19 protein-coding genes are annotated in these 25,545 nt (G+C 58.9%); 11 read left to right on the top strand and 8 right to left on the bottom strand.

The window, feature by feature from the left end; all coding sequences use genetic code 11:
* Nucleotides 1-87: 87 nt before the first annotated feature.
* Together ET34_RS0120650 and lrp are read right to left on the bottom strand one after the other, a co-directional pair.
* Entirely contained in the window at nucleotides 88-4,074 is a 3,987-nt protein-coding gene (locus ET34_RS0120650) for a DNA translocase FtsK 4TM domain-containing protein (RefSeq protein ID WP_031525223.1), read from the bottom strand.
* Nucleotides 4,075-4,194: 120 nt separating this feature from the next.
* Nucleotides 4,195-4,689 carry a leucine-responsive transcriptional regulator Lrp gene (gene lrp / locus ET34_RS0120645; RefSeq protein ID WP_024550911.1) on the bottom strand — a complete coding sequence of 165 codons (495 nt, stop codon included), beginning with the start codon at nucleotides 4,687-4,689 and terminating at the stop codon, nucleotides 4,195-4,197.
* 485 nt (nucleotides 4,690-5,174) lie between these two features.
* Between lrp and trxB the strand changes: the two genes are divergently transcribed.
* From trxB to infA, 5 genes are all read left to right on the top strand, one after another.
* The gene (trxB, locus tag ET34_RS0120640) at nucleotides 5,175-6,143 is read left to right on the top strand and encodes a thioredoxin-disulfide reductase (protein WP_031525222.1); all 969 of its coding nucleotides are present in this window, start codon (nucleotides 5,175-5,177) and stop codon (nucleotides 6,141-6,143) included.
* A gap of 138 nt (nucleotides 6,144-6,281) precedes the next feature.
* Complete coding sequence (cydD, locus tag ET34_RS0120635) at nucleotides 6,282-8,048, top strand: heme ABC transporter permease/ATP-binding protein CydD (RefSeq protein WP_031525221.1); 1,767 nt, start codon at nucleotides 6,282-6,284, stop codon at nucleotides 8,046-8,048.
* A complete protein-coding gene (gene cydC, locus ET34_RS0120630) occupies nucleotides 8,049-9,770 on the top strand; it encodes a heme ABC transporter ATP-binding protein/permease CydC (protein ID WP_031525220.1) in 1,722 nt (573 codons plus the stop codon).
* A 45-nt stretch (nucleotides 9,771-9,815) separates the two neighbouring features.
* Nucleotides 9,816-10,520 carry a leucyl/phenylalanyl-tRNA--protein transferase gene (aat, locus tag ET34_RS0120625; protein WP_031525219.1) on the top strand — a complete coding sequence of 235 codons (705 nt, stop codon included), beginning with the start codon at nucleotides 9,816-9,818 and terminating at the stop codon, nucleotides 10,518-10,520.
* Nucleotides 10,521-10,805: 285 nt separating this feature from the next.
* Nucleotides 10,806-11,024, top strand: coding sequence for a translation initiation factor IF-1 (infA, locus tag ET34_RS0120620; RefSeq protein WP_001040187.1), 219 nt, complete (start codon nucleotides 10,806-10,808; stop codon nucleotides 11,022-11,024).
* A 153-nt stretch (nucleotides 11,025-11,177) separates the two neighbouring features.
* On the opposite strand, the gene clpA is transcribed toward infA, so the two are convergent.
* Nucleotides 11,178-13,454, bottom strand: coding sequence for an ATP-dependent Clp protease ATP-binding subunit ClpA (clpA, locus tag ET34_RS0120615; RefSeq protein WP_031525217.1), 2,277 nt, complete (start codon nucleotides 13,452-13,454; stop codon nucleotides 11,178-11,180).
* A 30-nt stretch (nucleotides 13,455-13,484) separates the two neighbouring features.
* Entirely contained in the window at nucleotides 13,485-13,805 is a 321-nt protein-coding gene (gene clpS, locus ET34_RS0120610; protein WP_031525213.1) for an ATP-dependent Clp protease adapter ClpS, read from the bottom strand.
* Between the two features lie 323 nt (nucleotides 13,806-14,128).
* Here clpS and cspD point away from each other — a divergent pair, with 323 nt between their 5' ends.
* Nucleotides 14,129-14,353, top strand: a complete 225-nt coding sequence (cspD, locus tag ET34_RS0120605; RefSeq protein ID WP_024547785.1) for a cold shock-like protein CspD — start codon at nucleotides 14,129-14,131, stop codon at nucleotides 14,351-14,353.
* A gap of 73 nt (nucleotides 14,354-14,426) precedes the next feature.
* On the opposite strand, the gene macB is transcribed toward cspD, so the two are convergent.
* Together macB and macA are read right to left on the bottom strand one after the other, a co-directional pair.
* The gene (macB, locus tag ET34_RS0120600) at nucleotides 14,427-16,373 is read right to left on the bottom strand and encodes a macrolide ABC transporter ATP-binding protein/permease MacB (RefSeq protein WP_031525212.1); all 1,947 of its coding nucleotides are present in this window, start codon (nucleotides 16,371-16,373) and stop codon (nucleotides 14,427-14,429) included.
* Entirely contained in the window at nucleotides 16,370-17,485 is a 1,116-nt protein-coding gene (gene macA, locus ET34_RS0120595; RefSeq protein WP_031525211.1) for a macrolide transporter subunit MacA, read from the bottom strand. Before macA ends, macB begins: the two co-directional genes overlap by 4 nt.
* Nucleotides 17,486-17,643: 158 nt before the next feature.
* On the opposite strand from macA, the gene ET34_RS0120590 reads away from it, so the two are divergent.
* Nucleotides 17,644-18,588 (top strand): VirK/YbjX family protein, encoded by a 945-nt coding sequence (locus tag ET34_RS0120590; protein ID WP_031525210.1) that lies wholly within the window; start codon nucleotides 17,644-17,646, stop codon nucleotides 18,586-18,588.
* Between the two features lie 4 nt (nucleotides 18,589-18,592).
* On the opposite strand, the gene ET34_RS0120585 is transcribed toward ET34_RS0120590, so the two are convergent.
* Nucleotides 18,593-20,245: an ATP-dependent endonuclease gene (locus ET34_RS0120585; protein WP_031525209.1), complete on the bottom strand. Its 1,653-nt coding sequence runs from the start codon at nucleotides 20,243-20,245 to the stop codon at nucleotides 18,593-18,595.
* A 298-nt stretch (nucleotides 20,246-20,543) separates the two neighbouring features.
* On the opposite strand from ET34_RS0120585, the gene aqpZ reads away from it, so the two are divergent.
* From aqpZ to hcr, 4 genes are all read left to right on the top strand, one after another.
* A complete protein-coding gene (gene aqpZ, locus ET34_RS0120580) occupies nucleotides 20,544-21,236 on the top strand; it encodes an aquaporin Z (protein ID WP_031525207.1) in 693 nt (230 codons plus the stop codon).
* Between the two features lie 136 nt (nucleotides 21,237-21,372).
* The gene (locus ET34_RS0120575; protein WP_031525204.1) at nucleotides 21,373-22,272 is read left to right on the top strand and encodes a LysO family transporter; all 900 of its coding nucleotides are present in this window, start codon (nucleotides 21,373-21,375) and stop codon (nucleotides 22,270-22,272) included.
* A gap of 143 nt (nucleotides 22,273-22,415) precedes the next feature.
* Entirely contained in the window at nucleotides 22,416-24,068 is a 1,653-nt protein-coding gene (gene hcp, locus ET34_RS0120570; protein ID WP_031525202.1) for a hydroxylamine reductase, read from the top strand.
* A gap of 10 nt (nucleotides 24,069-24,078) precedes the next feature.
* Nucleotides 24,079-25,047, top strand: coding sequence for an NADH oxidoreductase (gene hcr / locus ET34_RS0120565; RefSeq protein WP_031525201.1), 969 nt, complete (start codon nucleotides 24,079-24,081; stop codon nucleotides 25,045-25,047).
* Between the two features lie 44 nt (nucleotides 25,048-25,091).
* Here the strand turns inward: hcr and ET34_RS0120560 are convergent, their stop codons facing one another.
* Entirely contained in the window at nucleotides 25,092-25,523 is a 432-nt protein-coding gene (locus ET34_RS0120560; protein WP_031525196.1) for a DoxX family protein, read from the bottom strand.
* Nucleotides 25,524-25,545: the final 22 nt, after the last annotated feature.

Genomic DNA, 25,545 nt, shown 5'->3' with positions numbered 1-25,545 from the left:
AACTGTAGACCGTCATGGCCATCGTTCGACAGGAGAAAAGACTGATTTTTCGATTGCTTACCCTTCTTTGCAAAAGGGTAAGCGGCATTATTCAAACGGTGGCGGGGCCAGTACTTCGCGGTTGCCGTTGTGGCCCTGCTCGCTGACGATGCCCTGATTTTCCATCTGTTCGATGATGCGTGCCGCACGGTTGTAACCGATGCGGAACTGACGCTGAACGCCGGAAATGGACGCCTTACGTTTCTCGACCACGAATGCCACGGCCTGATCGAACAGGGCATCAAGCTCTTCACCGCTGTCGAAACCACCGCCGCCGCCTTCGCTATCGCTGTCGGAGGTGATGCCGTCAACATATTGCGGACGTCCGCGCGCTTTCCAGTCCTGCACCACGGCATGTACTTCTTCATCCCGAACAAACGCGCCGTGTACGCGCACCGGCATGGTGGAGTTCGGGCCTGAGAACAGCATGTCACCCATTCCGAGCAGCGATTCAGCACCGCCCTGGTCAAGAATCGTGCGGGAGTCGATTTTGCTCGATACGGTAAAGGCGATACGGGTCGGGATATTCGCTTTGATCAGACCGGTAATAACATCCACCGACGGACGCTGGGTCGCCAGCACCAGGTGAATACCGGCGGCACGCGCTTTCTGCGCCAGGCGGGCAATCAGTTCTTCAACTTTCTTGCCCACTGTCATCATCAGATCGGCGAACTCATCCACCATCACCACGATGTATGGCAGCTTCTGCAGCACCGGATGTTCGGCATCCATGCTGTCACCTGGTTTCCAGTAAGGATCAGGGATTGGGCGGCCCATGCGCTCGGCTTCAAGGATCTTCTCGTTATAGCCCGCAAGGTTACGCACGCCGAGGGCAGACATCAGCTTGTAGCGGCGCTCCATCTCATTCACGCTCCAGCGCAGAGCATTGGCCGCGTCTTTCATATCGGTAACCACTTCGGTTAACAGATGCGGAATGCCTTCATAGACCGACAGTTCAAGCATTTTCGGGTCGATCATGATAAAGCGCACCTCTTCCGGAGTCGCTTTATAGAGCATGCTGAGGATCATGGCATTGACCCCCACAGATTTACCCGAGCCGGTTGTACCTGCCACCAGCAGGTGCGGCATTTTCGCCAGATCGGCTACTACCGGATCGCCGGCGATATCTTTACCCAGCACCACCGACAGCGGCGATGGACTTTCGGTGAACTTCGGACAGTCGAGAACCTCACGCAGATAGACGGTCTGGCGCTTCTTGTTCGGCAGCTCCAGCCCGACGTAAGGTTTGCCGGGAATGACTTCGACAACACGCACTGCCACGGTAGAGAGCGAGCGCGCCAGATCACGGGACAGGTTAGATATCCGCGCCGCTTTGACGCCCGGGGCCAGATTCAGTTCGAAACGGGTAATCACCGGACCCGGCGAGTAGTTCACCACGTCAGCCTTAATGCGGAAGTCCGCCAGACGCGCTTCAACCAGGCGCGCCATCTGCTGCAGTGCAAAGCTGTCAACCGGCTCCACTTCGGACGGCGGCGAGGTCAGCAGATCCAGCGACGGCAACGGCGTGCTCGGCTTGTGCACCGGGCGGTCATCGCCGTTGCGCATCAGCAGCGGATGGATCAGGCTTTCGCGCGGCTGAGCGGCGGGCTGCTGTGGCGGTGCATACTGCGGCTGCTGCACCGGCTGTTGCGGCTGTGCATATTGTGGCTGCTGCACCGGCGGCTGCGGCGGTGCGTACTGCGGTTGCGGTACTGGTTGCTGCGGCTGCGCGTATTGTGGTTGCTGCACCGGCTGCTGCGGCTGTACGTATTGTGGTTGCTGCACCGGTTGCTGCGGCTGTGCGTACTGCGGCTGCTGTACTGGCTGCTGCGGCTGTGCGTATTGTGTTTGCTGCACTGGCTGCGGCGGCGGTGTGTACTGCGGGGTGTCATCCGCATCCGGCATAAACAGCGGGGCAGACGGCGCGCTATCGGTCAGTTTTTTCAGACCCGCGTAATCCTCGTCGTCGGCGTGACCTGCATGAGACGTTGGATGCGCTTCATAACGTTGCTGCTGCTGACTGGCGAACTGTCGCGCCAGCTCGGCCTGCTCAGCGGCAAATTCCGCATCTTCATCGTGCGCCTGTGGCCCCGGTTCACCGTAGCGCTGGTGCTGCTGGGCGGCAAACTGACGGGCCAGTTCATCCTGCTGGAATACGTCGGCTTCTTCATCGCTGCCCGGCGCATGACGCTCTGCTTCACGCGACTTTTCTTCGGCCATGCGCTGCGATGGCAGTTTAATGCCATAGGAAGCCAGTTCACGACGGGTCGGTACCCGGACCGGATTAGGACGCGGGAGCTGAGGACCTACCCCTTCTTTTACTTGTGGACGCGGTGCGTCGCCCGCCAGCCCGAACACCGGGGTAAAGGCGGCGGCAGTCGCGGCAGCCTGAGCAGCACTTTGCGTGCCCGCAGCAACGGTGCCGGCGTCCGGCATGCCGATGCTGCCAGCGTCTGGCTGAGGTGCAGCTGGTGCGCTACCGACTTCATGCGCAGCGGCAGCGTGACTCGATACCGGCTGTGCGGCAACCGGACGCGCAGGCGCTTGCTCATCCTGTGGCTCAGGGATCGGGCGATACCAGGCAGCGAGCTGTTCACGCTCGCGAGCACGCTGCGCCTCCACCTCTTCAAAATGCCACAGCGGTGGACGAGCTGGCTTGCTCTCTTCTGCTGGCTGCGCCTCCTGCAGGTCAGCCGCTGGCTGCGCGTAAGGCTGTTGGTATGGCTGTTCGTGTGGCTGCTCGTATGACGGCGCATCGTATGACTGCGCAGACGCAGGCGTCTGATAAGCGGGATCTGCGGCAGGCTGAGGGCGGTTATGCCACTCCTCTTCTGCCGGATGAGCCATGTGGAACGGCTGGAATGCATCGGCCGGTGCTGGCGCAACATAGCTGGCTGGCTCCGGGGCCACAGAAGGCTCCGGTGTATGTACGGTAGGGGCAGCCTGCCACTCTACCGGCGCAACCTGAGGTTGCGGCGCAGCGGTCACGGCAGATGCCTGAGGCATCACCGCTTCTACCGGAGCAGCAAAGGCATTGGATGCCGCCGCGGTGGCTGCACCTGCCGCGGCGATCGGCGCGGCGATGGAACGGCCGCTGAACAGCGGATCGTCCGGGTCAAGTTCAGGTTGTTGCAGGCTATGGCCAGAGAACAGTACGTCATCCGCATCGGCATCAACGCCGCGCGCGCTGAACAGCACGTCATCCGGGTCATCCATACGCTTACCGGAGAACAGCGCTTCGTCGGTTTTGCGCCCCATCGGATTGGCAAACTTTTCGGCCACGCGCTGCTTGCGTGCCAGCGCACCGCGCAGAATACGCGCCCGGCGCGACTCTTTTTTCTCAACCGGAAGATCGTCCTCTTCCTCATCGTCGTACTCGTCTTCTTCATACTCGTCGTCCTGCCAGGTGTCATCCCGGCGGGTACGGTTGCTGGCGAAGGTCAGTACGCTGAGCACGACGCTACCAATTTTTTCCGCGATGCTGACCCAGGACCAGCCGGTGAACAGCGTCAGGCCCGCCGCCCAGATGCAGAGCAGTGCAATGGTGCCGCCAGTACTGTTGAGCAGCGGCATCATAGCGGTACTCAGCAGGCTGCCGATGACCCCGCCCGAGGCGAAGTACCAGATATCGTCGGCGTTGATGGCGGCCAGGCCACAGGAGGTCAGGATCAGCGCCAGCACGCCAATCAGACGCAGGGCAACAGCGAAATAGTCGATGTAGTCTTCATTGGCACGATGGCGATACGCGAACCAGCAGCCACCGACGATCATCACCGGGATGGTGTAGGCCATTACCCCAAAAATAAAGAACAGGGTATCGGCAAGCCAGGCGCCCGGCATACCACCGAGGTTGTGAATAGGCTCGTGCCACGCGGTTTGCGACCAGCTGGGATCGGATGGATTAAAACTGAGTAAGGCGGCCATCAGCCAGACGGCAAACAGCGCCACAAGGATCAGCAACGCTTCTAAAACGCGGCGTCCGCTGCTTAATTTGGTCAGTGTTACTTCTTTGTCTTCAGTGTATTCCTGGCTCAAGACAGGCACTCCAGATCCGTGATGCTAAAATGGCAAACAGCGCCGGGTTGCCCCGGCACTGCTGCTGTATGGATTAACAGGAGTGTAATCAAAATACGGTGATTTTGCACCTGATCCGTCTTAGCGGGTCTTAATAACCAGACGATTACTCTGCTTCACTTCTTCCATCACCACGTAGGTGCGGGTGTCGTTTACGCCCGGCAGGCGCAGCAGGGTTTCGCCCAATAGCTTACGGTAGGCGGACATGTCCGGTACGCGGGTCTTCAACAGGTAGTCGAAATCACCGGATACCAGATGACACTCCTGAATTTCTTCAAGTTTTTGCACTGCACCGTTGAACTGCTCAAACACATCCGGTGCACCGCGATTCAGAGTAATCTCAACGAACACCAGAAGGGAGGCATCCAGATAATGCGGATTCAGCAGCGCGGTATAGCCCTGAATGAATCCTTGTCTCTCCAGCCTGCGCACACGCTCAAGGCATGGCGTAGGGGAAAGCCCCACTCGTTTTGAAAGCTCGACGTTGGAAATGCGCCCATCCTTTTGCAGCTCATTCAGTATGTTACGATCGATACGGTCGAGATCTTTGCCAGGGCGCTTCTTGCTATCTACCATTATTATTGTCTCTCTGTATTCCTTCCCTACACCTGCCATTACCCTGTTCACATCACTGTTCAGGGTCTATTTTGAGAAGACCGGGGTGCCGGAAGGCGGTATCGATATCACGCATGGCGTCTGTCCACGCCATGCGTAGATGTCAATTACCCGGTAAAAATGCATTGTTCAGCGTGACGTTGCGCCACTCCCGGAGCAAATGCGCTTTTTCTTCATCGAATGTTTTCGCAAAAGCGCAGGGGATTGTCAAAGTAAAACATCGTTTTTTAGTAGAACGTGCCAGTAATTAGTAACCAGTAGCGATTATTCCTCATTTTACCCCCTGAATAGCGCTCTTTTTTCAGCGCAACTTGTTATGCCTGAATGGCTTATCCATTGGCTTACGCTATTACATGTATTGTTAACAAAATCGCTACGCCCTTTTTTTACCGTCACAAATTACCTACAATCCAGCCCATTGTTTGCCAATCAACAATGAGGATCTCATGGGCACGGCGAAACACAGTAAACTGTTAATTCTTGGCTCCGGCCCGGCGGGCTATACCGCTGCGGTCTATGCTGCGCGCGCAAACCTGAATCCGGTACTGATTACCGGTATGGAAAAAGGCGGTCAGCTGACCACAACCACCGAAGTCGAAAACTGGCCGGGCGACCCGCACGATCTGACTGGTCCGCTGTTGATGGAGCGCATGCACGAGCATGCCGCGAAGTTTGAAACGGAAATCCTGTTCGACCATATCACCCGCGTCGATCTGCAAAATCGTCCGTTCCGCCTGATCGGTGACAACGGCGAATACACCTGCGATGCGCTGATTATCGCCACCGGCGCCTCAGCCCGTTATCTGGGTCTGCCGTCTGAAGAAGCGTATAAAGGCCGCGGTGTTTCCGCCTGCGCCACCTGCGACGGATTCTTCTACCGCAACCAGAAAGTCGCGGTCATCGGCGGCGGCAACACCGCGGTGGAAGAAGCGCTGTACCTGGCGAATATCGCCTCGGAAGTGCATCTCATTCACCGTCGCGATAGCTTCCGCGCAGAGAAAATCCTGATTAAGCGTCTGATGGACAAAGTCGAAAGCGGCAATATCGTGCTGCACACCCACCGCACGCTGGAAGAAGTGACCGGCGATCAGATGGGCGTGTCAGGCCTGCGCCTTCGCGATACCGAAAACGCCGACAACGTGGAAACGCTGGAGGTAGCCGGTCTGTTCGTGGCTATCGGCCACAGCCCGAACACGGCGATTTTCGACGGTCAACTGGAGCTGGAAAACGGCTACATCAAAGTGCAGTCCGGTATCCACGGTAATGCGACTCAGACCAGCATTCCTGGCGTGTTTGCCGCCGGCGACGTGATGGACCATATTTATCGTCAGGCGATCACCTCTGCGGGCACCGGCTGTATGGCGGCGCTCGACGCGGAACGCTACCTGGACGGTCTGGCGCAGGGCATCAAATAAGCGCTGTAAATAAAATACCCTTGTGAGTCAATCACAAGTAAAGAAGGCGACAATGTGTCGCCTTTCTTTTTGGCTCGTTGTAACATTCGGTGCAAATTCACCCCCGGGCAGCCGTTTCCCGTAATTGCATAGCACCCCATGAACAAAACCCGTCAACAAGAACTTACCCGCTGGCTGAAAGCGCAGAGCGCTCTTTCCCGCCGCTGGCTCATGCTTTCTCGTCTGCTTGGTCTTATCAGCGGTCTGCTGATCGTGGCGCAGGCCTGGCTGCTGGCGCACCTGCTGCACAACCTGATTATGGAAGATATTCCACGCGAAGCGATGCTGCTGCCGTTTGCCTTGCTGGTGATGGTGTTCGTGCTGCGCGCCTGGGTGGTGTGGATGCGTGAAAAGGTAGGGTTCCGTGCCGGACAAAAGATCCGCTATGCCATTCGCCGCCAGGTGCTGGATCGCCTGCAACAGGCCGGGCCGGCATGGATCCAGGGTAAACCCGCCGGTAGCTGGGCTACGCTGATCCTTGAGCAAATCGACGATATGCATGACTACTATGCCCGCTACCTGCCGCAGATGGCGCTGGCGGCAATGGTGCCGCTGCTGATCGTGATTACCATTTTCCCGGTCAACTGGACGGCGGCCCTGATCCTGCTGGGCACCGCGCCGTTGATCCCGATGTTTATGGCGATGGTTGGTATGGGCGCTGCGGACGCAAACCGTCGTAACTTCCTCGCACTGGGCCGCCTGAGTGGGCATTTTCTCGATCGCCTGCGCGGAATGGAAACCCTGCGCCTGTTTTACCGGGGCGACGCCGAACGGGAAAATATTCGCCGCGCCTCGCAGGATTTCCGTAAGCGCACCATGGAAGTGCTGCGCCTCGCCTTTTTATCCTCCGGCGTGCTTGAGTTCTTTACCTCGCTGTCCATTGCGCTGGTGGCGGTCTATTTCGGTTTCTCCTATCTGGGCGAGCTTAACTTCGGCCATTACGGCACCAGCGTTACGCTGTTTGCTGGTTTCCTGGCGCTTATCCTTGCGCCGGAATTTTTCCAGCCGCTGCGCGATCTCGGTACCTTCTATCATGCCAAAGCCCAGGCAATTGGTGCTGCCGACAGCCTGAAAACCTTCCTTGAAACTCCGCTTCAGCAACCGCAGCGAGGCACTGCCACCCTGAGCAATCACGAGGCGCTGGAAATCAGCGCCCGGGATCTGGTGATCCTCTCGCCGGATGGTAAAAAGCTGGCCGGGCCGCTCACCTTTACCCTGTCCGCCGGCAAACGCGTGGTGCTGGTTGGTCAGAGCGGGGCGGGCAAAAGTTCGCTGCTGAATGTGCTGTCAGGTTTTCTGCCGTACGAGGGCGAGCTGCGCATCAACGGTATTGAGCTGCGCGAACTGGAGCCGGATCGCTGGCGCGAACAGCTGAGCTGGGTGGGGCAGAATCCACAGCTTCCCGGCGCGACTATTCGTGAAAACCTGCTGCTGGCTGGCGGCGATCCCGGGGAAGCCCAGCTCCAGGCGGTACTCGACCAGGCCGGCGTCAGTGAATTCCTGCCGCTACTGGATAACGGTCTCGATACGCCGCTCGGTGATAACGCCGCGCGTCTCTCTGTCGGCCAGGCGCAGCGCGTGGCGGTGGCTCGCGCCCTGCTCTATCGCTGCCGCCTGCTGCTGCTTGACGAGCCGGGTGCCAGCCTGGATGCCAGCAGTGAACAGCACGTGATGCAGGCGCTGACCGATGCATCCACCCGGCAGACCACGCTGATGGTCACCCACCAGCTGGATTACATTGCCGACTGGGATGAAATCTGGGTAATGCGTGACGGCGCTCTGGTAGAACGGGGTAATTTCACCAGCCTGAGTCAGACGAAGGGCCATTTTGCCGCCCTGCTTGCCCATCGTCAGGAGGAGATTTAAATGCGCGCACTGCTTCCCTATCTCGCGCTCTGGCGCCGCCACTTCTGGCTGCTGACCCTGGGCGTGGTGCTGGCGATCGTCACGCTGCTGGCCAGTATCGGCCTGCTGACACTCTCCGGCTGGTTCCTCTCCGCCTCGGCGGTGGTCGGCTTTGCCGGTATCTACAGCTTTAACTTTATGCTGCCTGCGGCGGGCGTGCGCGGGTCGGCGATCACCCGTACCGCCGGGCGTTACTTTGAACGACTGGTGAGTCACGATGCCACCTTCCGCGTACTGCAACACCTGCGGGTGAGCACCTTCAGCAAGCTGCTGCCGCTCTCGCCGGCGGGTCTGGCGCGCTTCCGGCAGGGCGAACTGCTTAACCGCATGGTGGCCGATGTCGATACCCTCGATCACCTTTATCTGCGCGTCATCTCCCCGCTGGTGGGAGCGCTGGTTGTGATCCTGGTGGTGACCTTTGGCCTGAGCCTGCTGGATGTCACCCTGGCGCTGACGCTGGGTGGCATTATGCTGCTCACGCTGCTGCTGCTCCCGCCGCTGTTTTACCGCGCGGGCAAACCCGGCGGGGAAGCCCTGACCCGGCTGCGCGGCCAGTGGCGTCAGCAGCTCACCGCATGGTTGCAGGGCCAGGCAGAGCTGACCATTTTCGGGGCCAGCACCCGCTATCGTGAGGCGATGGATGATACCGAGCAGGCGTGGCACGACGCCCAGCGCCAGCAGTCATCCCTGACCGCGCTCTCCCAGGCGGCGATGCAGCTTATCAGCGGCGCGGCGGTGGTGATTGTGCTGTGGATGGCAGCCGGCAGCGTCGGCGGCGACACCTCTCCCGGCGCGCTGATTGCCTTGTTTGTATTCTGCGCTCTGGCCGCATTTGAAGCGCTGGCGCCGGTCACCGGCGCGTTCCAGCATCTCGGCCAGGTGATCGCCTCCGCGACCCGGGTGTCGCAGATCACCGAGCAGCAGCCTGACGTGACCTTCCCTGCTAACACACAGCCGGTGCCGCCCCAGGTGGCGCTCAGCCTGCAGAATGTCAGCTTCAGCTATCCACACCAGCCGCAGCAGGCGCTGTCGGATATCACCCTGACGGTGGAGCCAGGCGAGCATATCGCAATCCTTGGTCGCACCGGCTGCGGGAAATCGACGCTGCTGCAGCTCATCACCCGCGCCTGGAACCCAGCTGCCGGCACGCTGCAGATCAACGGAACACCCATCGAGAGCTTCGACGAAGCGGCCCTGCGCGCCACCATGAGCGTGGTCACGCAGCGCGTACACCTGTTCAGCGCCACGCTGCGCGACAACCTGCTGCTGGCGCGCCCTGAGGCGAGCGATGCGCAGTTGAGTGATGCCCTCACCCGCACCGGGCTTGAGAAATTACTCGATGATGCCGGGCTGAACGCCTGGCTCGGCGAGGGTGGCCGCCAGCTCTCCGGCGGCGAACTGCGCCGTCTGGCGATTGCCCGCGCGCTGCTGCACGATGCGCCGCTGATGCTGCTGGATGAACCCACCGAAGGGCTGGATGCGGAAACCGAAGGGCAAATTCTTGATTTGCTGGCTGACGTCGCCCAGGGGAAAACGGTTCTGCTGGTCACGCATCGCCTGAAGGGGCTGTCGCGCTTCAACCGCATAATTGTAATGGACAACGGTCAGATTATTGAGCAAGGTACTCACGCTACTCTGATGGCGAACCAGGGGCGTTATTATCAGTTCCATCGCCGTGTTTAAACTATGATTGAACGGTTACTTGCCGCGTAGTGGAGCATTGTCGTCATGCGCCTGGTTCAGCTTTCTCGTCACTCTATTGCCTTTCCGTCGCCCGACGTGGCGCTACGCGAGCCTAACGGCCTGCTGGCGCTGGGGGGCGATCTCAGCCCGGCGCGGCTGCTGATGGCCTACCAGCGCGGCATTTTCCCCTGGTTTTCTCCCGGAGATCCAATCTTATGGTGGTCGCCCGACCCGCGGGCGGTGCTGTGGCCGGAAGCCTTTCACCTTAGCCGCAGCATGAAACGCTTTCATCAGCGCTCGCCTTATCGCGTCACGCTTAATCACGCCTTCAGCCAGGTAATCGCCGGCTGCGCCGCCGATCGTGATGAAGGCACCTGGATCACCCAGGATATCGTGTTAGCCTATCTTCGCCTCCACGAGCTGGGTCACGCCCACTCGATTGAGGTATGGGAAGGCGATGCGCTGGTGGGAGGCATGTACGGCGTTGCTCAGGGCGGACTGTTCTGCGGTGAGTCGATGTTCAGCCGCCGCGTTAACGCCTCAAAAACCGCCCTGCTGGTATTTTGTGACTATTTTGCGCGCAGCGGCGGCAAACTCATCGACTGTCAGGTGCTCAATCCGCACACGGCGACCCTGGGTGCGGTAGAAATTCCGCGCCATGAATATCTTCATCACCTTGATTCAATGAGACATTTACAGCTAAACAGCCACTGCTGGGTGCCGCAAGTGCTGTTTAAGCGAAGCGAGTGAATGTTTTCGGCACATTTTTTATCAGGGTGTTATAATTATGCGCGCAGAGAATAGTCTGCTGATTGCCCGCCGCCGTCTGGGACTGATCGAATCCGGTAACGCCCATCGTTTATCTCATCGTTCCCCCCATACACTGCTTGAGCTGCACTGCGGTTTAACGACGTGCGCCGGGTAATGCGCAGACAAACTTTGTTGTGATTTCAACCCGAAATCTTTACTTAACAGACAAATTTCGGCATTATCTTGCCGGTTCAAAACTACGGTAGTGATACCCCAGAGGATTAGATGGCCAAAGAAGACAATATTGAAATGCAGGGTACCGTTCTTGAAACGCTGCCTAACACCATGTTCCGCGTTGAGCTGGAAAACGGTCACGTGGTAACTGCTCACATTTCCGGTAAAATGCGCAAAAACTACATCCGCATTCTGACGGGTGACAAGGTGACGGTGGAACTGACCCCGTACGACCTGAGCAAAGGCCGCATTGTCTTCCGTAGCCGATAAGCTTTTTTCATCGCGCCTGCGTGGGGCGACCTGATTGTAAAGGCCGGGTAATTCCCGGCCTTTTCTTTGCTTATCGCGCGGGATGCTGAGTTAACGCTTAAGCGGCGCAAAAAAAACCGGGCACTGCCCGGTTTTTTTATTTCTGATTTGCACTCAGTGCGCCGCTTCCGGCTTGTGCTTCTGGGCGCTCTGGAAGCTGTAGGTGAGCTTGTCACCCTCTTTATCCAGCGCGACGGTCACCTGTCCACCATCCACCAGCGAACCAAACAGCAGTTCGTTGGCCAGCGGTTTCTTCAGGTTGTCCTGAATCACACGCGACATCGGGCGAGCGCCCATTGCGCGGTCGTAGCCTTTCTCTGCCAGCCAGTCGCGTGCTTCCTGACTGACTTCCAGCGACACGCCTTTCTGATCCAGCTGCACCTGCAGTTCGACAATAAACTTGTCCACGACCTGGTGAATCACGTCGGTCGACAGATGGTTGAACCAGATAATGTTGTCGAGACGGTTGCGGAACTCCGGCGTAAACACCTTCTTGATCTCTTCCATCGCGTCGGTGCTGTTGTCCTGACGGATCAGGCCAATCGACTTACGTTCGGTCTCGCGCACCCCGGCGTTGGTGGTCATCACCAGCACCACGTTGCGGAAGTCCGCCTTGCGGCCGTTGTTATCGGTCAGCGTACCGTTGTCCATCACCTGCAGCAGCAGGTTAAAGACGTCCGGATGCGCCTTCTCGATTTCATCGAGCAGCAGCACCGCGTGCGGATGCTTGATCACCGCATCGGTCAGCAGCCCGCCCTGGTCGAAGCCCACGTATCCCGGAGGCGCACCAATCAGGCGGCTGACGGTGTGTCGCTCCATATACTCGGACATATCAAAGCGCAGCAGTTCTATACCCAGCGCTTTCGCCAGCTGTACCGTTACCTCGGTTTTCCCGACGCCGGTCGGACCGGCAAACAGGAAGGAGCCTACCGGCTTGTGATCCTGACCAAGCCCTGCGCGGCTCATCTTGATGGCTTCGGTTAACGCCTCAATGGCTTTATCCTGGCCAAACACCAGCATTTTCAAGCGATCGCCGAGGTTTTTCAGGGTATCGCGATCGCTCTGAGAGACGCTTTTCTCCGGGATACGCGCAATGCGCGCTACCACAGATTCGATATCTGCCACATTGACCGTTTTCTTACGTTTGCTGACCGGCATCAGACGCGCGCGCGCGCCCGCTTCGTCGATAACGTCAATCGCCTTATCCGGCAGGTGACGATCGTTGATGTATTTCACCGCCAGCTCCACCGCCGCACGCACCGCTTTCGCGGTATAACGCACGTCGTGATGCGCTTCGTATTTGGTTTTCAGGCCGTTGATGATCTGTACTGTCTCGTCAACGCTCGGTTCGGTGATATCGATCTTCTGGAAGCGACGCGCCAGAGCGCGATCTTTTTCGAAGATGTTGCTGAACTCCTGATAGGTGGTGGAGCCCATCACCCGGATCTTGCCGCTGGAGAGCAGCGGTTTGATCAGGTTCGCAGCATCCACCTGCCCACCAGACGCAGCACCCGCACCAATGATGGTGTGGATCTCATCGATAAACAGAATGCTGTCGGTGTCCTGCTCAAGCTGTTTCAGCAGCGCCTTGAAGCGTTTTTCAAAATCGCCGCGGTATTTAGTCCCAGCCAGCAACGAGCCGATATCCAGCGAGTAAATGGTGCAGTTGGCGATCACTTCCGGGACGTCGCCCTGCACGATACGCCAGGCCAGCCCTTCAGCAATGGCCGTTTTACCCACGCCAGATTCACCCACCAGCAGCGGGTTGTTTTTACGACGGCGGCACAGCACCTGAATGGCGCGCTCCAGCTCTTTATCGCGACCGATCAGCGGGTCGATTCCGCCCACACGCGCAAGCTGGTTAAGATTGGTGGTGAAGTTCTCCATACGCTCCTCCCCGCCTGCTGCCTGCTCATCGTTGACCTGACTGCTGGAGTCAGAGGATGGATTCGATTCTTCTTTGCGCGTGCCGTGCGAAATAAAGTTCACCACGTCAAGGCGGCTGACTTCATGCTTACGCAGCAGATAGGCGGCTTGCGATTCCTGCTCGCTGAAAATCGCCACCAGCACGTTAGCACCGGTCACTTCGCTGCGACCGGACGACTGGACATGGAACACCGCGCGCTGCAGAACGCGCTGGAAGCTGAGCGTCGGCTGAGTGTCGCGCTCCTCTTCGCTGGCTGGCAGCACAGGTGTGGTTTGTTCGATGAAGGCTTCAAGTTCCTGACGCAGCGCCACCAGGTCTACGGAGCACGCCTCAAGCGCCTCGCGTGCCGATGGGTTACTGAGCAGAGCCAGTAACAGATGCTCGACGGTCATAAACTCGTGTCGGTGCTCGCGCGCTCTGGCGAAAGCCATGTTTAAACTGAGTTCCAGTTCCTGATTGAGCATAGGGCACCCCCCTCAAAAGTTTGCCTGTATTCAGGCTTTTTCCAGCGTACACAGCAACGGATGCTCGTTCTCCTTTGCATACTCGTTCACCATGGCGACTTTCGTCTCGGCAACCTCGGCGGTAAAGACACCGCAGATGGCCTTGCCCTGATAGTGAACCGTGAGCATCAGTTGCGTTGCACGTTCAACATCATAAGAAAAGAACTTTTGTAGCACGTCAATAACAAATTCCATTGGCGTGTAATCATCGTTCATTAATATAACTTTATACATAGATGGCGGTTTTAGCGCTTCGTGAAGCTTATCTTCCGCCATTTGGTCAAAATCGAACCAGCTGTTTGTCTTACCCATTGCCCGTCATCATCATTGGTTAACGTTACGTGAGATCCCTGACCCGCCTCATGGATGAGCAAATTGCCATCCTGAATCTACCCGATAAGCGCTATAACTATCATCTATTGCTGCCATACGCGAGCCTCGTCACAACTTCGCCCAATAGCGTTAACTGCTTCAAAATTTGATTCATCCAACCCCGTCTGCGCCCGACGATTGCTTGACGACCTGCCTGATTTCTCTAAATTGTACAAGCGTGAGCTGGCGAGGTTTTGAACAGCCCGGGCTCACTTCCGGTTGATTCCATCTCACTTAATAAGAGTTACGAAGGATGTCGAAGCATGGAAACGGGTACAGTTAAATGGTTCAACAACGCTAAAGGGTTTGGATTTATCTGCCCTGAAGGCGGCGGCGAAGATATTTTCGCTCACTATTCCACTATCCAGATGGATGGTTACAGAACGCTTAAAGCCGGACAACTCGTCAGGTTTGATGTACATCAGGGGCCAAAAGGCAACCATGCGAGTCTCATTGTGCCTCTGGTTGAGGTCGAGACCGTCGCCTGACGCGCTTTTTTATTGTGTACATCCCCTCGTCAAAATGCCAGCCCTCGTGACTGGCATTTTTATTAGCCCGCCGTTATTCCCGCGCCAGCGCATCCACCGGATTTAGCCGTGCGGCGTTGCGCGCCGGCAGCCAGCCAAAGACAACGCCGGTCACCGTGGAGCAGATAAACGCGGTCGCCAGCGCCACCGGCGAGAAACCAATCTCCCAGCCCGGTAAAAACAGCTGCAGCGTGAAGGCGATAAGCAGCGACAGGGTAATGCCTAACGCGCCCCCCACCAGACACACCAGCACCGCTTCAATCAGGAACTGCTGCAGCACATCGCTGGCCCGCGCCCCGACCGCCATGCGGATACCGATCTCCCGGGTGCGCTCGGTCACCGACACCAGCATGATGTTCATCACGCCAATCCCGCCGACCAGCAGCGAGATCACCGCCACCAGAGTAAGAAACAGCTGAAGAGTACGTGTGGTCTTTTCCGCCGTTTTCAAGACGCCGTCCATATTCCAGGTGAAGAAATCCTGCTTGCCGTGGCGCAGCGTCAGCAGGCGCGTGATCTGCTGCTCCGCCTCGGCGCTCTGGTAACCGTCCTTAACGCGCACGGTGATGGAGTTGAGCCACGACTGGCCCATAATGCGCCCGGACATGGTGGTATAGGGCAACCAGACGCGCAGCACCTTGCTGCTGCCAAACATCGACTGCTTCTCCTCGGCCACCCCGATAACCGTGGCCGGCATATTCCCCACCAGCACCACTTCCCCCACCACCGACGGTTTGTCCTTGAACAGCTGGCGGCGGCTGTTGCTGTCGAGGATCACCACCTGGGCGCGCCCGGCAAGCTGGCTGTCGTTGAAGGTGCTGCCTTCGCTGAAGGTCATGCCGTAGACGTTAAAATACTGGCCGCTGACGCCGTTGGCGCTGGCGGCGACATCCACGTTGCCGTAGCGCAGACGCAGATTCTGGGAGACCGCCGGCGTGGCGGATTCAACCCAAGGCTGCTTCTGAATCGCCGTCAGATCGTCATATTTCAGCGACTGCTGATACTGCGGATCGTCATCGCCGAAATCTTTACCGGGGTAGACGTCAATGGTGTTGGTGCCGATGGAGCGGATATCCGCCAGCACCAGCTGTTTTGCCGCATCGCCGACCACCACAATCGACACCACCGATGCGATGCCGATGATGATGCCCAGCATGGTCAGCAGAGTGCGCATTTTGTTGGCGATCATCGCCAGCCAGGCCATAGTGAGCGCTTCCTTAAAGCCGCCGATAAACTGCTGCCAGGCCGAACTGTCCTGTGGCTTATCAGCAATCGGCTGGGCGTTCACCGCTGTCGCAGCGGGCGGTGGATTAGCGATGATCTCGCCGTCGCGGATCTCTATCACCCGCTCGGCCTGGGCGGCGACGTTCAGATCGTGCGTGACGATAATAATGGTGTGGCCGCGATCGCGCAGCTGCTTAAGCGTCGCCATCACCTCTTCGCCGGAGTGGGTATCCAGCGCCCCGGTGGGTTCATCGGCGAGGATCACCTGGCCGCCGTTCATCAGGGCGCGGGCGATACTTACGCGCTGCTGCTGGCCGCCCGAGAGCTGCGAGGGCGAATAGTCGACGCGCTCCGCCAGCCCCAGCCGGGTCAACAGTTCGGTGGCGCGCTGGCGGCGTGCTTTCGGGCTGACCCCGGCATAGACGGCGGGAACTTCCACGTTCTGCGCCGCGCTGAGGTGCGACAGCAAATGGTAGCGCTGAAAAATAAAGCCGAAGTGCTCGCGGCGCAGCTGTGCGAGGGCATCGCCATCCAGCGTCGCCACATCGGTGCCCGCCACGTGATAGCTGCCGCTGCTGGGCTTATCGAGACAGCCGAGAATATTCATCAGCGTCGATTTCCCGGAGCCGGATGCGCCGACGATGGCCACCATCTCCCCGGCGTGGATCGCAAGGTTGATGCCCTTCAGCACCTCAACCTGCTCCTCGCCGGAGGGATAGCTGCGGCGAATATCCTTCAGCTCAAGCAGCACGGTCATTGTCCGCCTCCGGCGAGTTTCTGACCGGTTACCACCTCTTCACCCTCTTCCAGCCCTTTTACCACCTGCACCTGGGTATCGTTGCGCGCGCCGATAACGATCTCACGCTCGCGCACTTCCCCATTGCGCAGCACGCGAATTTTGTAGCGGTTCTCCCCCACCGGATCGCCCAGCGCCGACAGCGGTATGGTCAGGACGCCCTTCACGTTGCTGAGCTGGATGTGCACCTGAGCGGTCATATCAAGACGCAGCACCCGCTTCGGGTTCGGCACTTCAAAACGCGCGTAATAGAAGATGGCATCGTTCACCTTCTCCGGAGTCGGCAGAATGTCTTTCAGGGTGCCTTCGTAGCGGGTGAGCGGATCGCCCAACACCGTAAACCACGCCTGCAAACCCGGTTTCAGGTGGATAATGTCGGCCTCTGACACCTGGGCTTTCACCAGCATGGTGCCGAGATCCGCCAGCGTCAGAATGTTGGGCGCCTGCTGCGCGGCAATCACCGTCTGGCCCTGCAGGGTGGTGATCTGCGTTACCTCCCCGGCCATCGGGGCAATAATTTTGGTGTAATCGAGGTTGGTTCTGGCGGTATCCAGCGAGGCCTGATTGCGCTGAATTTGCGCCTCGATGGTGCCAGTCTGCGCCTCTTTCACCGCCAGCTCGGTGGCTGCGGTATCCAGATCCTGGCGCGACACCGCCTGGGTTTTCGCCAGCTGCTGCTGGCGCTGTAAGGTGACGCGGGCCAGCGCCGCCTCTGCCAGAGCCTGACGCTGCTGGGCGCGCAGCTCCATCAGCGTCGCCTCAACCTCTTTGATCTGGTTCTCGGCCTGCTCGGGATCGATAACCCCCAGCAGCTGATCTTTTTTCACCCGGTCGCCGATATTTACCGACAGCGTTTTCAGCTGCCCGCTGACCTGGGCACCCACGTCCACCTTACGCAGCGCATCGAGCTTGCCGGTCGCCAGCACGCTCTGCTGCAGGTCATTTTTACGCACGATCATCGTCTGGTACTGCGGCGGTGGGGCATTCAGCGTGGACCAGATCCAGGCCCCCGCCAGCAGCACGATAACCAGCAGCAACAGATAGCGCTTTTTAAATTTTCCCTTGATTAACATGAGATTCCTGTGTCGTTCGACGATAAGTTCGGCATTGGGCAAGGCTAAACGTCAGCTCAACAAACGGCAGATAGCCCGCGAGGTGACGGCGTGATTGACGTGCCGTTGAGTTTACCGGTGATGAAATGCCAGGGTCTATTTTCACCTGAGTAAACATCATGTCGCACGTCATTGAAAACAACACCCCGCAGGCGCTGGACCGCAGTAGCTGGCAGCTCTTTGTAGCGCTGACAACGGGGGCATGGCAACCTGCTAAATTCTGGCGTAAGGCCAGCTTTCGCCGCAAGTTTATGCTGCGCTCGCTGTTGATGCCATTTTCTACACGCAAACTGCTCAACGTGCTGACAGCGCATCCAGACTCGCAAAGCCTGCTGATGCGCCAGCCGCGACTGCCGTGCCGTCTGCATCGCCCCTATATGGCCGCTAATCTTAACCGCAAAGCCGCGCTCGACGCGCTCTGTTTTCACTATCAGACGCTTTCTGCGGCCTTAACCCCGGCGCAGTTCGCCGCGCACCTCAGCCAGTATGGAATGCGGCTGGCGACCCTCGAAGGCCGCGACGGTGCACACTACTTTATTGATTTTGTGACGCTGGTATCACTGGATAAAGAGGGTGAAAGCACGCTGGTACTGCGCGATGAGAGCCAGACGATCATTGCCGAACTGACGTTTACCTTCTGTCAGATGCAGGGCCGCAAAACGCTGTTTATCGGCGGCCTGCAGGGACCAAAACCCGAGGTGCCGCACAGCGTTATTCAGCAGGCGACCAAATCCTGCCACGGCCTGTTTCCCAAGCGGCTGGTGGTGGAAGCGGCCTGCGCGCTGGCGCAGCACTTCGGGATGGAAGCGCTGCTGGCAGTCAGCAACGAGGCCCACGTTTACCGCAGCCTGCGCTATCGCGATAAAAAGGCGCAGCTGCATGCCGACTACGACAGCTTCTGGGAATCTACCGGCGGCGTGCGGACACCGGAGGGATACTATCGCCTGCCCCAGGCCATTGCCCGCAAGCCGATGGAGGAGATCGCCAGCAAGAAGCGCGCCGAGTACCGTCGTCGCTATGACCTGCTGGATGGGATGCTGACTCAGGTTCGGGACGCGCTGTAGAGCGTCAGTCGGCGCGTCCGCGCGCCAGCCACAGCACCCGGGAGAACATGCTGCGCAGCAGCGGCGGGATCGACTCCACGCCGCGCCGCCCGGCTTCCAGCGCCACTTCAATCGCCAGATCGGGCTTTGAGGAGCGGTGGATCGCCTTGCCGATGATGCGCCGCATGTTCATCGGCACCTTGTCCGGGAGCTGGGCGACGCGATGAAACACGTCGGCGAAGCCTTGCCGGTACATAAAATGCTCCATATCGAGTGCCGGCAGCGCCGTGAGACGATCGCGCTCGTGGTCGTTATGCAGCAGTCCGCGCACCGTGGCGGCGTATTTTTTCCCCGCCTCGTCGCCGTCCACCAGCACATGCCACTCAATACCCATGCGGCGGGCGAACTTGATCAACGGTTTTAACCCCGACTGAGCAAACTCAATCACCTTTACCCCTTCCGCATCAAAATGATACCCGCACTGACGCGCCAGCTCGTTCATCACCCACACTTCGGTTTCACCTTCCACCAGCAGCCAGCAGCGCGCAAACAGCGAGGCGGGGCGATTGGTGCGGATATGAAAGGCGATACGGCGGCTGTCCTCGGCATTCATCCCCCCTGGCCCGAGCCGCCAGGCCGCCACTTTCGACGACTCGCGCACCAGCCGGCACACCTGCTCAACCGGGGTCATCGACAGCAGCTCCCCGGAGTTGGTGGTGGTGATCTTTTGCAGCGGCAACAGGTTGAGCAGGTTCCAGGCCACCGACAGCATTATCGGGTGCAGGCGCGTCTCGGGATCTTCCACCAGCAGCAGCGGGCGGGCATCCGGGTCGAGGCGCAGCGTACCTTTGGCCTGCAGCAGCGTGGAAAACAGGCCGAGGAGGATCATGCGGTACGAGCGGCCGCCGGGGGTGTCAATCATGCGGTTGATGACATCAAGATAGCGCCAGCTGCGCTGTTCATCGTGAGAGCGACGACGCAGCAACCGGGTACGCGCCTCGCCGCTGCCCTGCTCGGCGAAGTAGTGCTCCAGCAGCTGCACCATAGCGGTCAGCCCCTGGCGGATTTGCGCATCGGTCAACTGCTGCGGGCGCGCCACCAGCTCCCGCGCCAGGTAATCCAGTTCGCGAGCGGTGACCTCAACGTCCGGGGTTTCCGGCACCGTGCCGTTGCGGATGCGGCGCATAAAACGCGCATCGCGCAGCCGCAGCACCGGGTGCAGGCGGATGAGGTGCCGGGCCAGGCGTTCACTCTCCTCTGTCGGCCGCGATTCTCCCCGGGCATCAAGAAAACTGCGCCGGGTGGTTACATGACCGCCGTCGTCGCTCTCGCCTTCCAGCCGGTAAAACAGACGCGCATGACCGTCGTCGCTCTTTACCCAGCCCGCCGCCAGGCTGCGATAGCGTTGCGCCTGATGCTCACCCGGCACGGACTCGCGAAAGGTCAGAATAATATGCAGATGATGCTCACGCCCGTTCACCTGTCCGGGCGGAAACCAGAAGTCGTTGCGGGTAAACTGATACAGATCGGGCTGCGGAGAGAGCAGCAGCGTCAGGGCATCCAGCAGGCTCGACTTTCCCCAGGCATTTTCGCCGATAAGCACGTTGTTATGCTCAAGCATGAGCGACAGGCGGTTAATACCACGAAAGCCAACAATCTCAACGCGCTCAAGAAACATCACTCCTCCGGACTGAAACTGGCAGGTATTTGCCAGGCAAGTATAACGCCAGCTGTAGGCGCCCGCGGCGAATACGGTAAAAATTCCCGTTCGCCGCCTGTACCCTCCTTAATTCCAGGAATATTCAGCGAGAAATAATCTATTTTTACCGCTTATTTTGCAGCATTTGCTTTAAATCAATAAATACCTTTATGGCGGTAGCAATACCGCTGCCTGAAAATTAGAATCGCCGCGCTAAAAATACCGGGGCATTTATTCACCCCGGCATAGAATAAATGATGGATTATTTGAGGTTGTTATGTTCAGAAAATTAGCAGCAGAGTGTTTCGGTACTTTCTGGTTAGTCTTTGGCGGCTGCGGCAGCGCGGTACTGGCAGCGACTTACCCGGCGCTGGGCATTGGTTTTGCCGGCGTGGCCCTGGCCTTCGGCCTGACGGTAGTAACCATGGCTTATGCCGTGGGGCATATTTCCGGCGGTCACTTTAATCCGGCGGTCACGCTGGGATTATGGGCCGGCGGTCGTTTTCCGGCCCGGGAAATTATCGGGTATATCGTCGCTCAACTTATCGGCGGTATTATTGCCGCTGCCGTATTATGGGTGATTGCCAGCGGAAAAAATGGCTTCGACGCAGCCCTGGGATTTGCCGCAAATGGTTACGGTGAACATTCACCGGATCATTATTCCATGCTGTCGGCTATCGTCATTGAAATAGTATTAACCGGATTTTTCCTGATTATTATTTTGGGTGCCACCGATCGTAAAGCGCCGGCGGGTTTTGCGCCGCTTGCCATTGGCCTGGCGTTAACCCTGATCCACTTAATCAGCATTCCGGTAACTAATACCTCGGTCAACCCGGCGCGCAGTACTGCGGTCGCGCTGTTCCAGGGTAGCTGGGCGCTGGAGCAGCTGTGGCTGTTCTGGGTGATGCCGCTCATCGGTGGCCTTGCCGGTGGGGTAATCTACCGCACGCTGCTGGAAAAGCGTTATTGATTGCTTATGGCCCGCTAACCCGGGCCATTCGCGTTATTGCCTTGCATAAACACCCCCTTTTTTTGCAGCTTTACTCACCGTCGCGCTTTCGGTAGTGTGTTAATGCTTTGTTTCTTTGCAAGGATTTCCTGATTTCATGCTGTCCGGACTGCTTATTATTCTCGCTCCGCTTATCGTCGGCTACCTCATCCCCCTGCGTCACACTGGCGCGCTCAGGCTGATCAATCGTCTTTTAAGCTATATCGTCTATTTGATCCTGTTTTTTATGGGTATCAGCCTCGCGTTTCTCGATAACCTGGCGGAGAACCTCGTCGCGATTGCCCATTACAGTGCGGTCAGCGTGGTAGTGATCCTGCTGTGCAACTGCGCCGCCCTGCTGTGGCTGGAGCGCAGCATGCCGTGGCGGCACAACCACCATCAGGAAGCGCTGCCTTCCCGGCTGGCGATGGCGCTGGAGTCGCTAAAGCTGTGCGGGGTAGTGGTGCTCGGTTTTCTGCTGGGCCTGAGCGGGCTGGGCTGGCTGCAGCACGCCACCGCCGCCAGTGAGTACACGCTCATCTTCCTGCTGTTCCTGATTGGTATTCAGCTGCGCAATAACGGCATGACCCTGCGTCAGATTGTGCTGAACCGCCGCGGTATGATTGTTGCGGTGGTGGTGGTTGCCAGTTCGCTGGCGGCCGGGGTGATTAACGCCTTCCTGCTTAATCTGCCGCTGAAAACCGGGCTGGCGATGGCCTCCGGGTTCGGCTGGTACTCGCTCTCCGGCATCCTGCTGACCGACGCTTACGGCCCGGTGATCGGCAGTGCGACCTTCTTTAACGATCTGGCGCGCGAGCTTATCGCCATCATGCTGATCCCGGGCCTGGTTCGCCGCAGCCGCAGTTCCGCGCTGGGCCTGTGCGGTGCCACCTCGATGGACTTCACCCTGCCGGTGCTGCAGCGCAGCGGCGGGATTGAGATGGTGCCTGCCGCTATCGTGCATGGTTTTATTCTTAGCCTGCTGGTGCCCATTCTGATGGCGATTTTCACTGCCTGATACTCCTCTGGCGGTAGCCCGGCTGCCGCCAAAATTGCGCTAAATCAATTCCGATTTAACTAGCCGGTAAATCCTCTTTTCATCCCCCTGACCCTGCCTTAACCTTAAACATGCATATTAAATACAACTTATAAGGCATCAACATGTTCTGTGTGCAATGTGAACAAACTATTCGTACTCCGGCAGGCGACGGCTGCGCGTATGCGCAGGGCATGTGCGGGAAAACCGCGGAAACTTCAGATCTGCAGGATCTGCTGATCGCTGCGCTGCAGGGGCTGTCAGCCTGGGCGGTGAAGGCGCGTGAGTATGACATCATCGATCACGACGTGGACAGCTTCGCGCCGCGCGCGTTCTTCTCCACCCTCACCAACGTTAACTTCGACTCGACGCGCATCGTTGGTTACGCGCGTCAGGCGATTGCCCTGCGCGAGCAGCTGAAAGCCCGCTGCCTCACGGCTGATGCCAGCGCCCGGGTAGAAAACCCGATGGCAGAGCTGCAGCTTATCAGCGACGACCTCGGCGACCTGCAGCGGCAGGCGGCAGCATTTGCCCCCAATATTGATAAAGCCACCATCGGCGAGAATATTCTCGGCCTGCGCCTGCTCTGCCTCTACGGCCTGAAAGGGGCGGCGGCCTATATGGAGCACGCCCACGTGCTGGGCCAGTATGACAACGCGCTTTACGCGCGCTATCACCAGTTTATGGCGTGGCTCGGCACCTGGCCGGCAGACATGAATGCGCTGCTGGAGTGCGCGATGGGTATTGGTCAGATGAACTTCAGCGTGATGAGCATTCTTGATGCAGGCGAAACCTCGCTCTACGGCCACCCAACCCCGACGCAGGTCAACGTCAAACCGGTGGCGGGAAAGTGCATCCTGATTTCCGGTCACGATCTGAAAGATCTCTACAACCTGCTGCAACAGACCGAGGGCACCGGGGTAAACGTCTACACCCACGGCGAGATGCTGCCGGCGCACGGTTATCCGGAACTGCGCAAGTTTAAACACCTGGTGGGGAACTACGGCAGCGGCTGGCAGAACCAGCAGACCGAGTTTGCCCGCTTCCCCGGCCCGATTGTCATGACCTCCAACTGCATCATCGACCCGCACGTCGGCAGCTACAACGATCGCATCTGGACCCGCAGCATCGTCGGCTGGCCGGGGGTGAATCACCTTGAAGGCGACGATTTCGCCCCGGTGATTACCCAGGCGCAGCAGCTGGGCGGCTTCCCCTGGAGCGAAATTGAGCATCTGATCACCGTCGGCTTCGGGCGTCAGACCCTGCTTGGCGCAGCGGATACCCTGATCGATCTGGTGAGCCGTGAGAAGCTGCGCCACATCTTCCTGGTCGGCGGCTGCGACGGCGCGCGCGGGGAGCGTAGCTACTTCACCGATTTTGCCACCAGCGTGCCGGATGACTGCCTGATCCTGACGCTGGCCTGCGGTAAGTACCGCTTCAACAAGCTGGAGTTTGGCGATATCGAAGGCCTGCCGCGTCTGGTGGATGCCGGACAGTGCAACGACGCCTACTCGGCGATTATCCTCGCGGTGACGCTGGCCGAGAAACTCGGCTGTGGCGTAAACGATCTGCCGCTGAGCCTGGTGCTCTCCTGGTTCGAACAGAAAGCGATCGTCATTCTGCTGACCCTGTTGTCGCTCGGCGTGACCAACATCATTACCGGCCCGACCGCGCCCGGCTTCCTGACCCCGGACCTGCTGGCGATCCTGAATGAGAAGTTCGGCCTGCGTCAGGTCACCACGGTCGAGCAGGACATGCGTGAATTACTGAGCGCGTAAGGAGCAGAACATGACAATGCCAACCCCCCTCTGCCCGTGGCGGATGCAGGTGCACCACATTACCCAGGAGACGCCCGATGTCTGGACGCTGGCGCTGCTGTGCCACGACCAGTACCGCTGGCGTGCCGGGCAGTACGCGCTGGTGAGCATCAATAACAGCCCGGATATTCTGCGCGCCTACACCATATCCGCCACGCCGGGCATCAGCCCGTTTATCACCCTGACCGTACGGCGCATTGATGACGGCGTGGGCTCTGGCTGGCTGACGCAGCAGGTCAAACGCGGGGATTATCTCTGGCTTTCGGATGCTCAGGGCGACTTCACCTGCGATACAGAAGAGAATGACCGCTTCCTGCTACTGGCGGCGGGCTGCGGCGTGACGCCGATTATGTCGATGCGCCGCTGGCTGGCAAAGCACCGCCCCGCTGCCGACGTAGCCGTGATCTATAACGTGCGCACGCCGCAGGATGTGATTTTCGCCGACGAGTGGCGCGACTACCCGGTGACGCTGATGGCGGAGCAGCAGGCCACCCTCGGTTTTATCGAGGGGCGTATCACGCCGGAGATACTGGCCGCGGTGCCGGACATCGCCGCGCGCACCGTCATGGTCTGCGGCCCGGCGCCCTATATGGACGCGGTTGAACAGCAGGTGAAAGCGCTGGGCGTGACGCGCTTCCATAAAGAGAAGTTCTTTACGCCGGTGGCGGCCCCGGTCGCCTCCGGGCTGAAATTTACCACCCTGTGTCCGGCGCGGGAGTTCTATGGCCCGGTGGGCACCACGCTGCTGGAGGCGCTGGAAAGTAATAAGGTCGCGGTTAACGCCGCCTGCCGCGCCGGGGTGTGCGGCAGTTGTAAAACGCGGGTGCTTTCCGGAGAGTACACCACCACCAGCACCATGACCCTAACGGAGCGCGAGGTGGCTGACGGCTACGCGCTGGCCTGCTCCTGTCATCCGCAGAGCGATCTGGTCCTGGCGTGATCGTCATTCGGGAAAAAAAGGGCGGTAATCACCGCCCTTTTTTATTATCGCCACGCCCCTTTGCCGAAGGCGTAGCGCCCGGCACCCAGGCAGGCCACTGCCAGCGCGCCGATAAAGAAGTACATCAGATTTTCAATCGCCCAGGCGCCGGTTTTATCCAGCAGCCAGGTTTTTCCAGTGCCCACCATCAGCCAGGCCACCACCATGGTAAACGCCAGCACCAGCGCCGCCGGACGGGTTGCGATACCGAGAATAATCAGGCACGGCGCGACCACTTCCCCCACCAGCACACCGTAGGCAATAAAGCCCGGCAGTCCCTGCGCGGTGAGCATCCCGGCGATGCCTTCCACCCCGTCGATAAGCTTGTGTACGCCGTGAAACAGCATCAGCCCGCCGACAGCAAGTCGTAACAAAAGCTTTCCGAAGTCCTCATGGGCGAGCGCCCGGTTAATTGCAGCCAACATCGATGTAACCATCTGATTGATTTCCTTTTTGCCC

Source organism: Siccibacter colletis, from assembly GCF_000696575.1.
GTDB classification, from domain to species: domain Bacteria; phylum Pseudomonadota; class Gammaproteobacteria; order Enterobacterales; family Enterobacteriaceae; genus Siccibacter; species Siccibacter colletis.
This window is presented reverse-complemented; position numbering and strand designations above follow the sequence as displayed.

Excerpts from the sequence above, each read along its gene's own strand:
- lrp (WP_024550911.1), bottom strand. The coding sequence starts at position 4,689 with ATGGTAGATAGCAAGAAGCGCCCTGGCAAAGATCTCGACCGTATCGAT.
- trxB (WP_031525222.1), top strand. The coding sequence starts at position 5,175 with ATGGGCACGGCGAAACACAGTAAACTGTTAATTCTTGGCTCCGGCCCG.
- cydD (WP_031525221.1), top strand. The coding sequence starts at position 6,282 with ATGAACAAAACCCGTCAACAAGAACTTACCCGCTGGCTGAAAGCGCAG.
- cydC (WP_031525220.1), top strand. The coding sequence starts at position 8,049 with ATGCGCGCACTGCTTCCCTATCTCGCGCTCTGGCGCCGCCACTTCTGG.
- aat (WP_031525219.1), top strand. The coding sequence starts at position 9,816 with ATGCGCCTGGTTCAGCTTTCTCGTCACTCTATTGCCTTTCCGTCGCCC.
- infA (WP_001040187.1), top strand. The coding sequence starts at position 10,806 with ATGGCCAAAGAAGACAATATTGAAATGCAGGGTACCGTTCTTGAAACG.
- clpA (WP_031525217.1), bottom strand. The coding sequence starts at position 13,454 with ATGCTCAATCAGGAACTGGAACTCAGTTTAAACATGGCTTTCGCCAGA.
- clpS (WP_031525213.1), bottom strand. The coding sequence starts at position 13,805 with ATGGGTAAGACAAACAGCTGGTTCGATTTTGACCAAATGGCGGAAGAT.
- cspD (WP_024547785.1), top strand. The coding sequence starts at position 14,129 with ATGGAAACGGGTACAGTTAAATGGTTCAACAACGCTAAAGGGTTTGGA.
- macB (WP_031525212.1), bottom strand. The coding sequence starts at position 16,373 with ATGACCGTGCTGCTTGAGCTGAAGGATATTCGCCGCAGCTATCCCTCC.
- macA (WP_031525211.1), bottom strand. The coding sequence starts at position 17,485 with ATGTTAATCAAGGGAAAATTTAAAAAGCGCTATCTGTTGCTGCTGGTT.
- ET34_RS0120590 (WP_031525210.1), top strand. The coding sequence starts at position 17,644 with ATGTCGCACGTCATTGAAAACAACACCCCGCAGGCGCTGGACCGCAGT.
- ET34_RS0120585 (WP_031525209.1), bottom strand. The coding sequence starts at position 20,245 with ATGTTTCTTGAGCGCGTTGAGATTGTTGGCTTTCGTGGTATTAACCGC.
- aqpZ (WP_031525207.1), top strand. The coding sequence starts at position 20,544 with ATGTTCAGAAAATTAGCAGCAGAGTGTTTCGGTACTTTCTGGTTAGTC.
- ET34_RS0120575 (WP_031525204.1), top strand. The coding sequence starts at position 21,373 with ATGCTGTCCGGACTGCTTATTATTCTCGCTCCGCTTATCGTCGGCTAC.
- hcp (WP_031525202.1), top strand. The coding sequence starts at position 22,416 with ATGTTCTGTGTGCAATGTGAACAAACTATTCGTACTCCGGCAGGCGAC.
- hcr (WP_031525201.1), top strand. The coding sequence starts at position 24,079 with ATGACAATGCCAACCCCCCTCTGCCCGTGGCGGATGCAGGTGCACCAC.
- ET34_RS0120560 (WP_031525196.1), bottom strand. The coding sequence starts at position 25,523 with ATGGTTACATCGATGTTGGCTGCAATTAACCGGGCGCTCGCCCATGAG.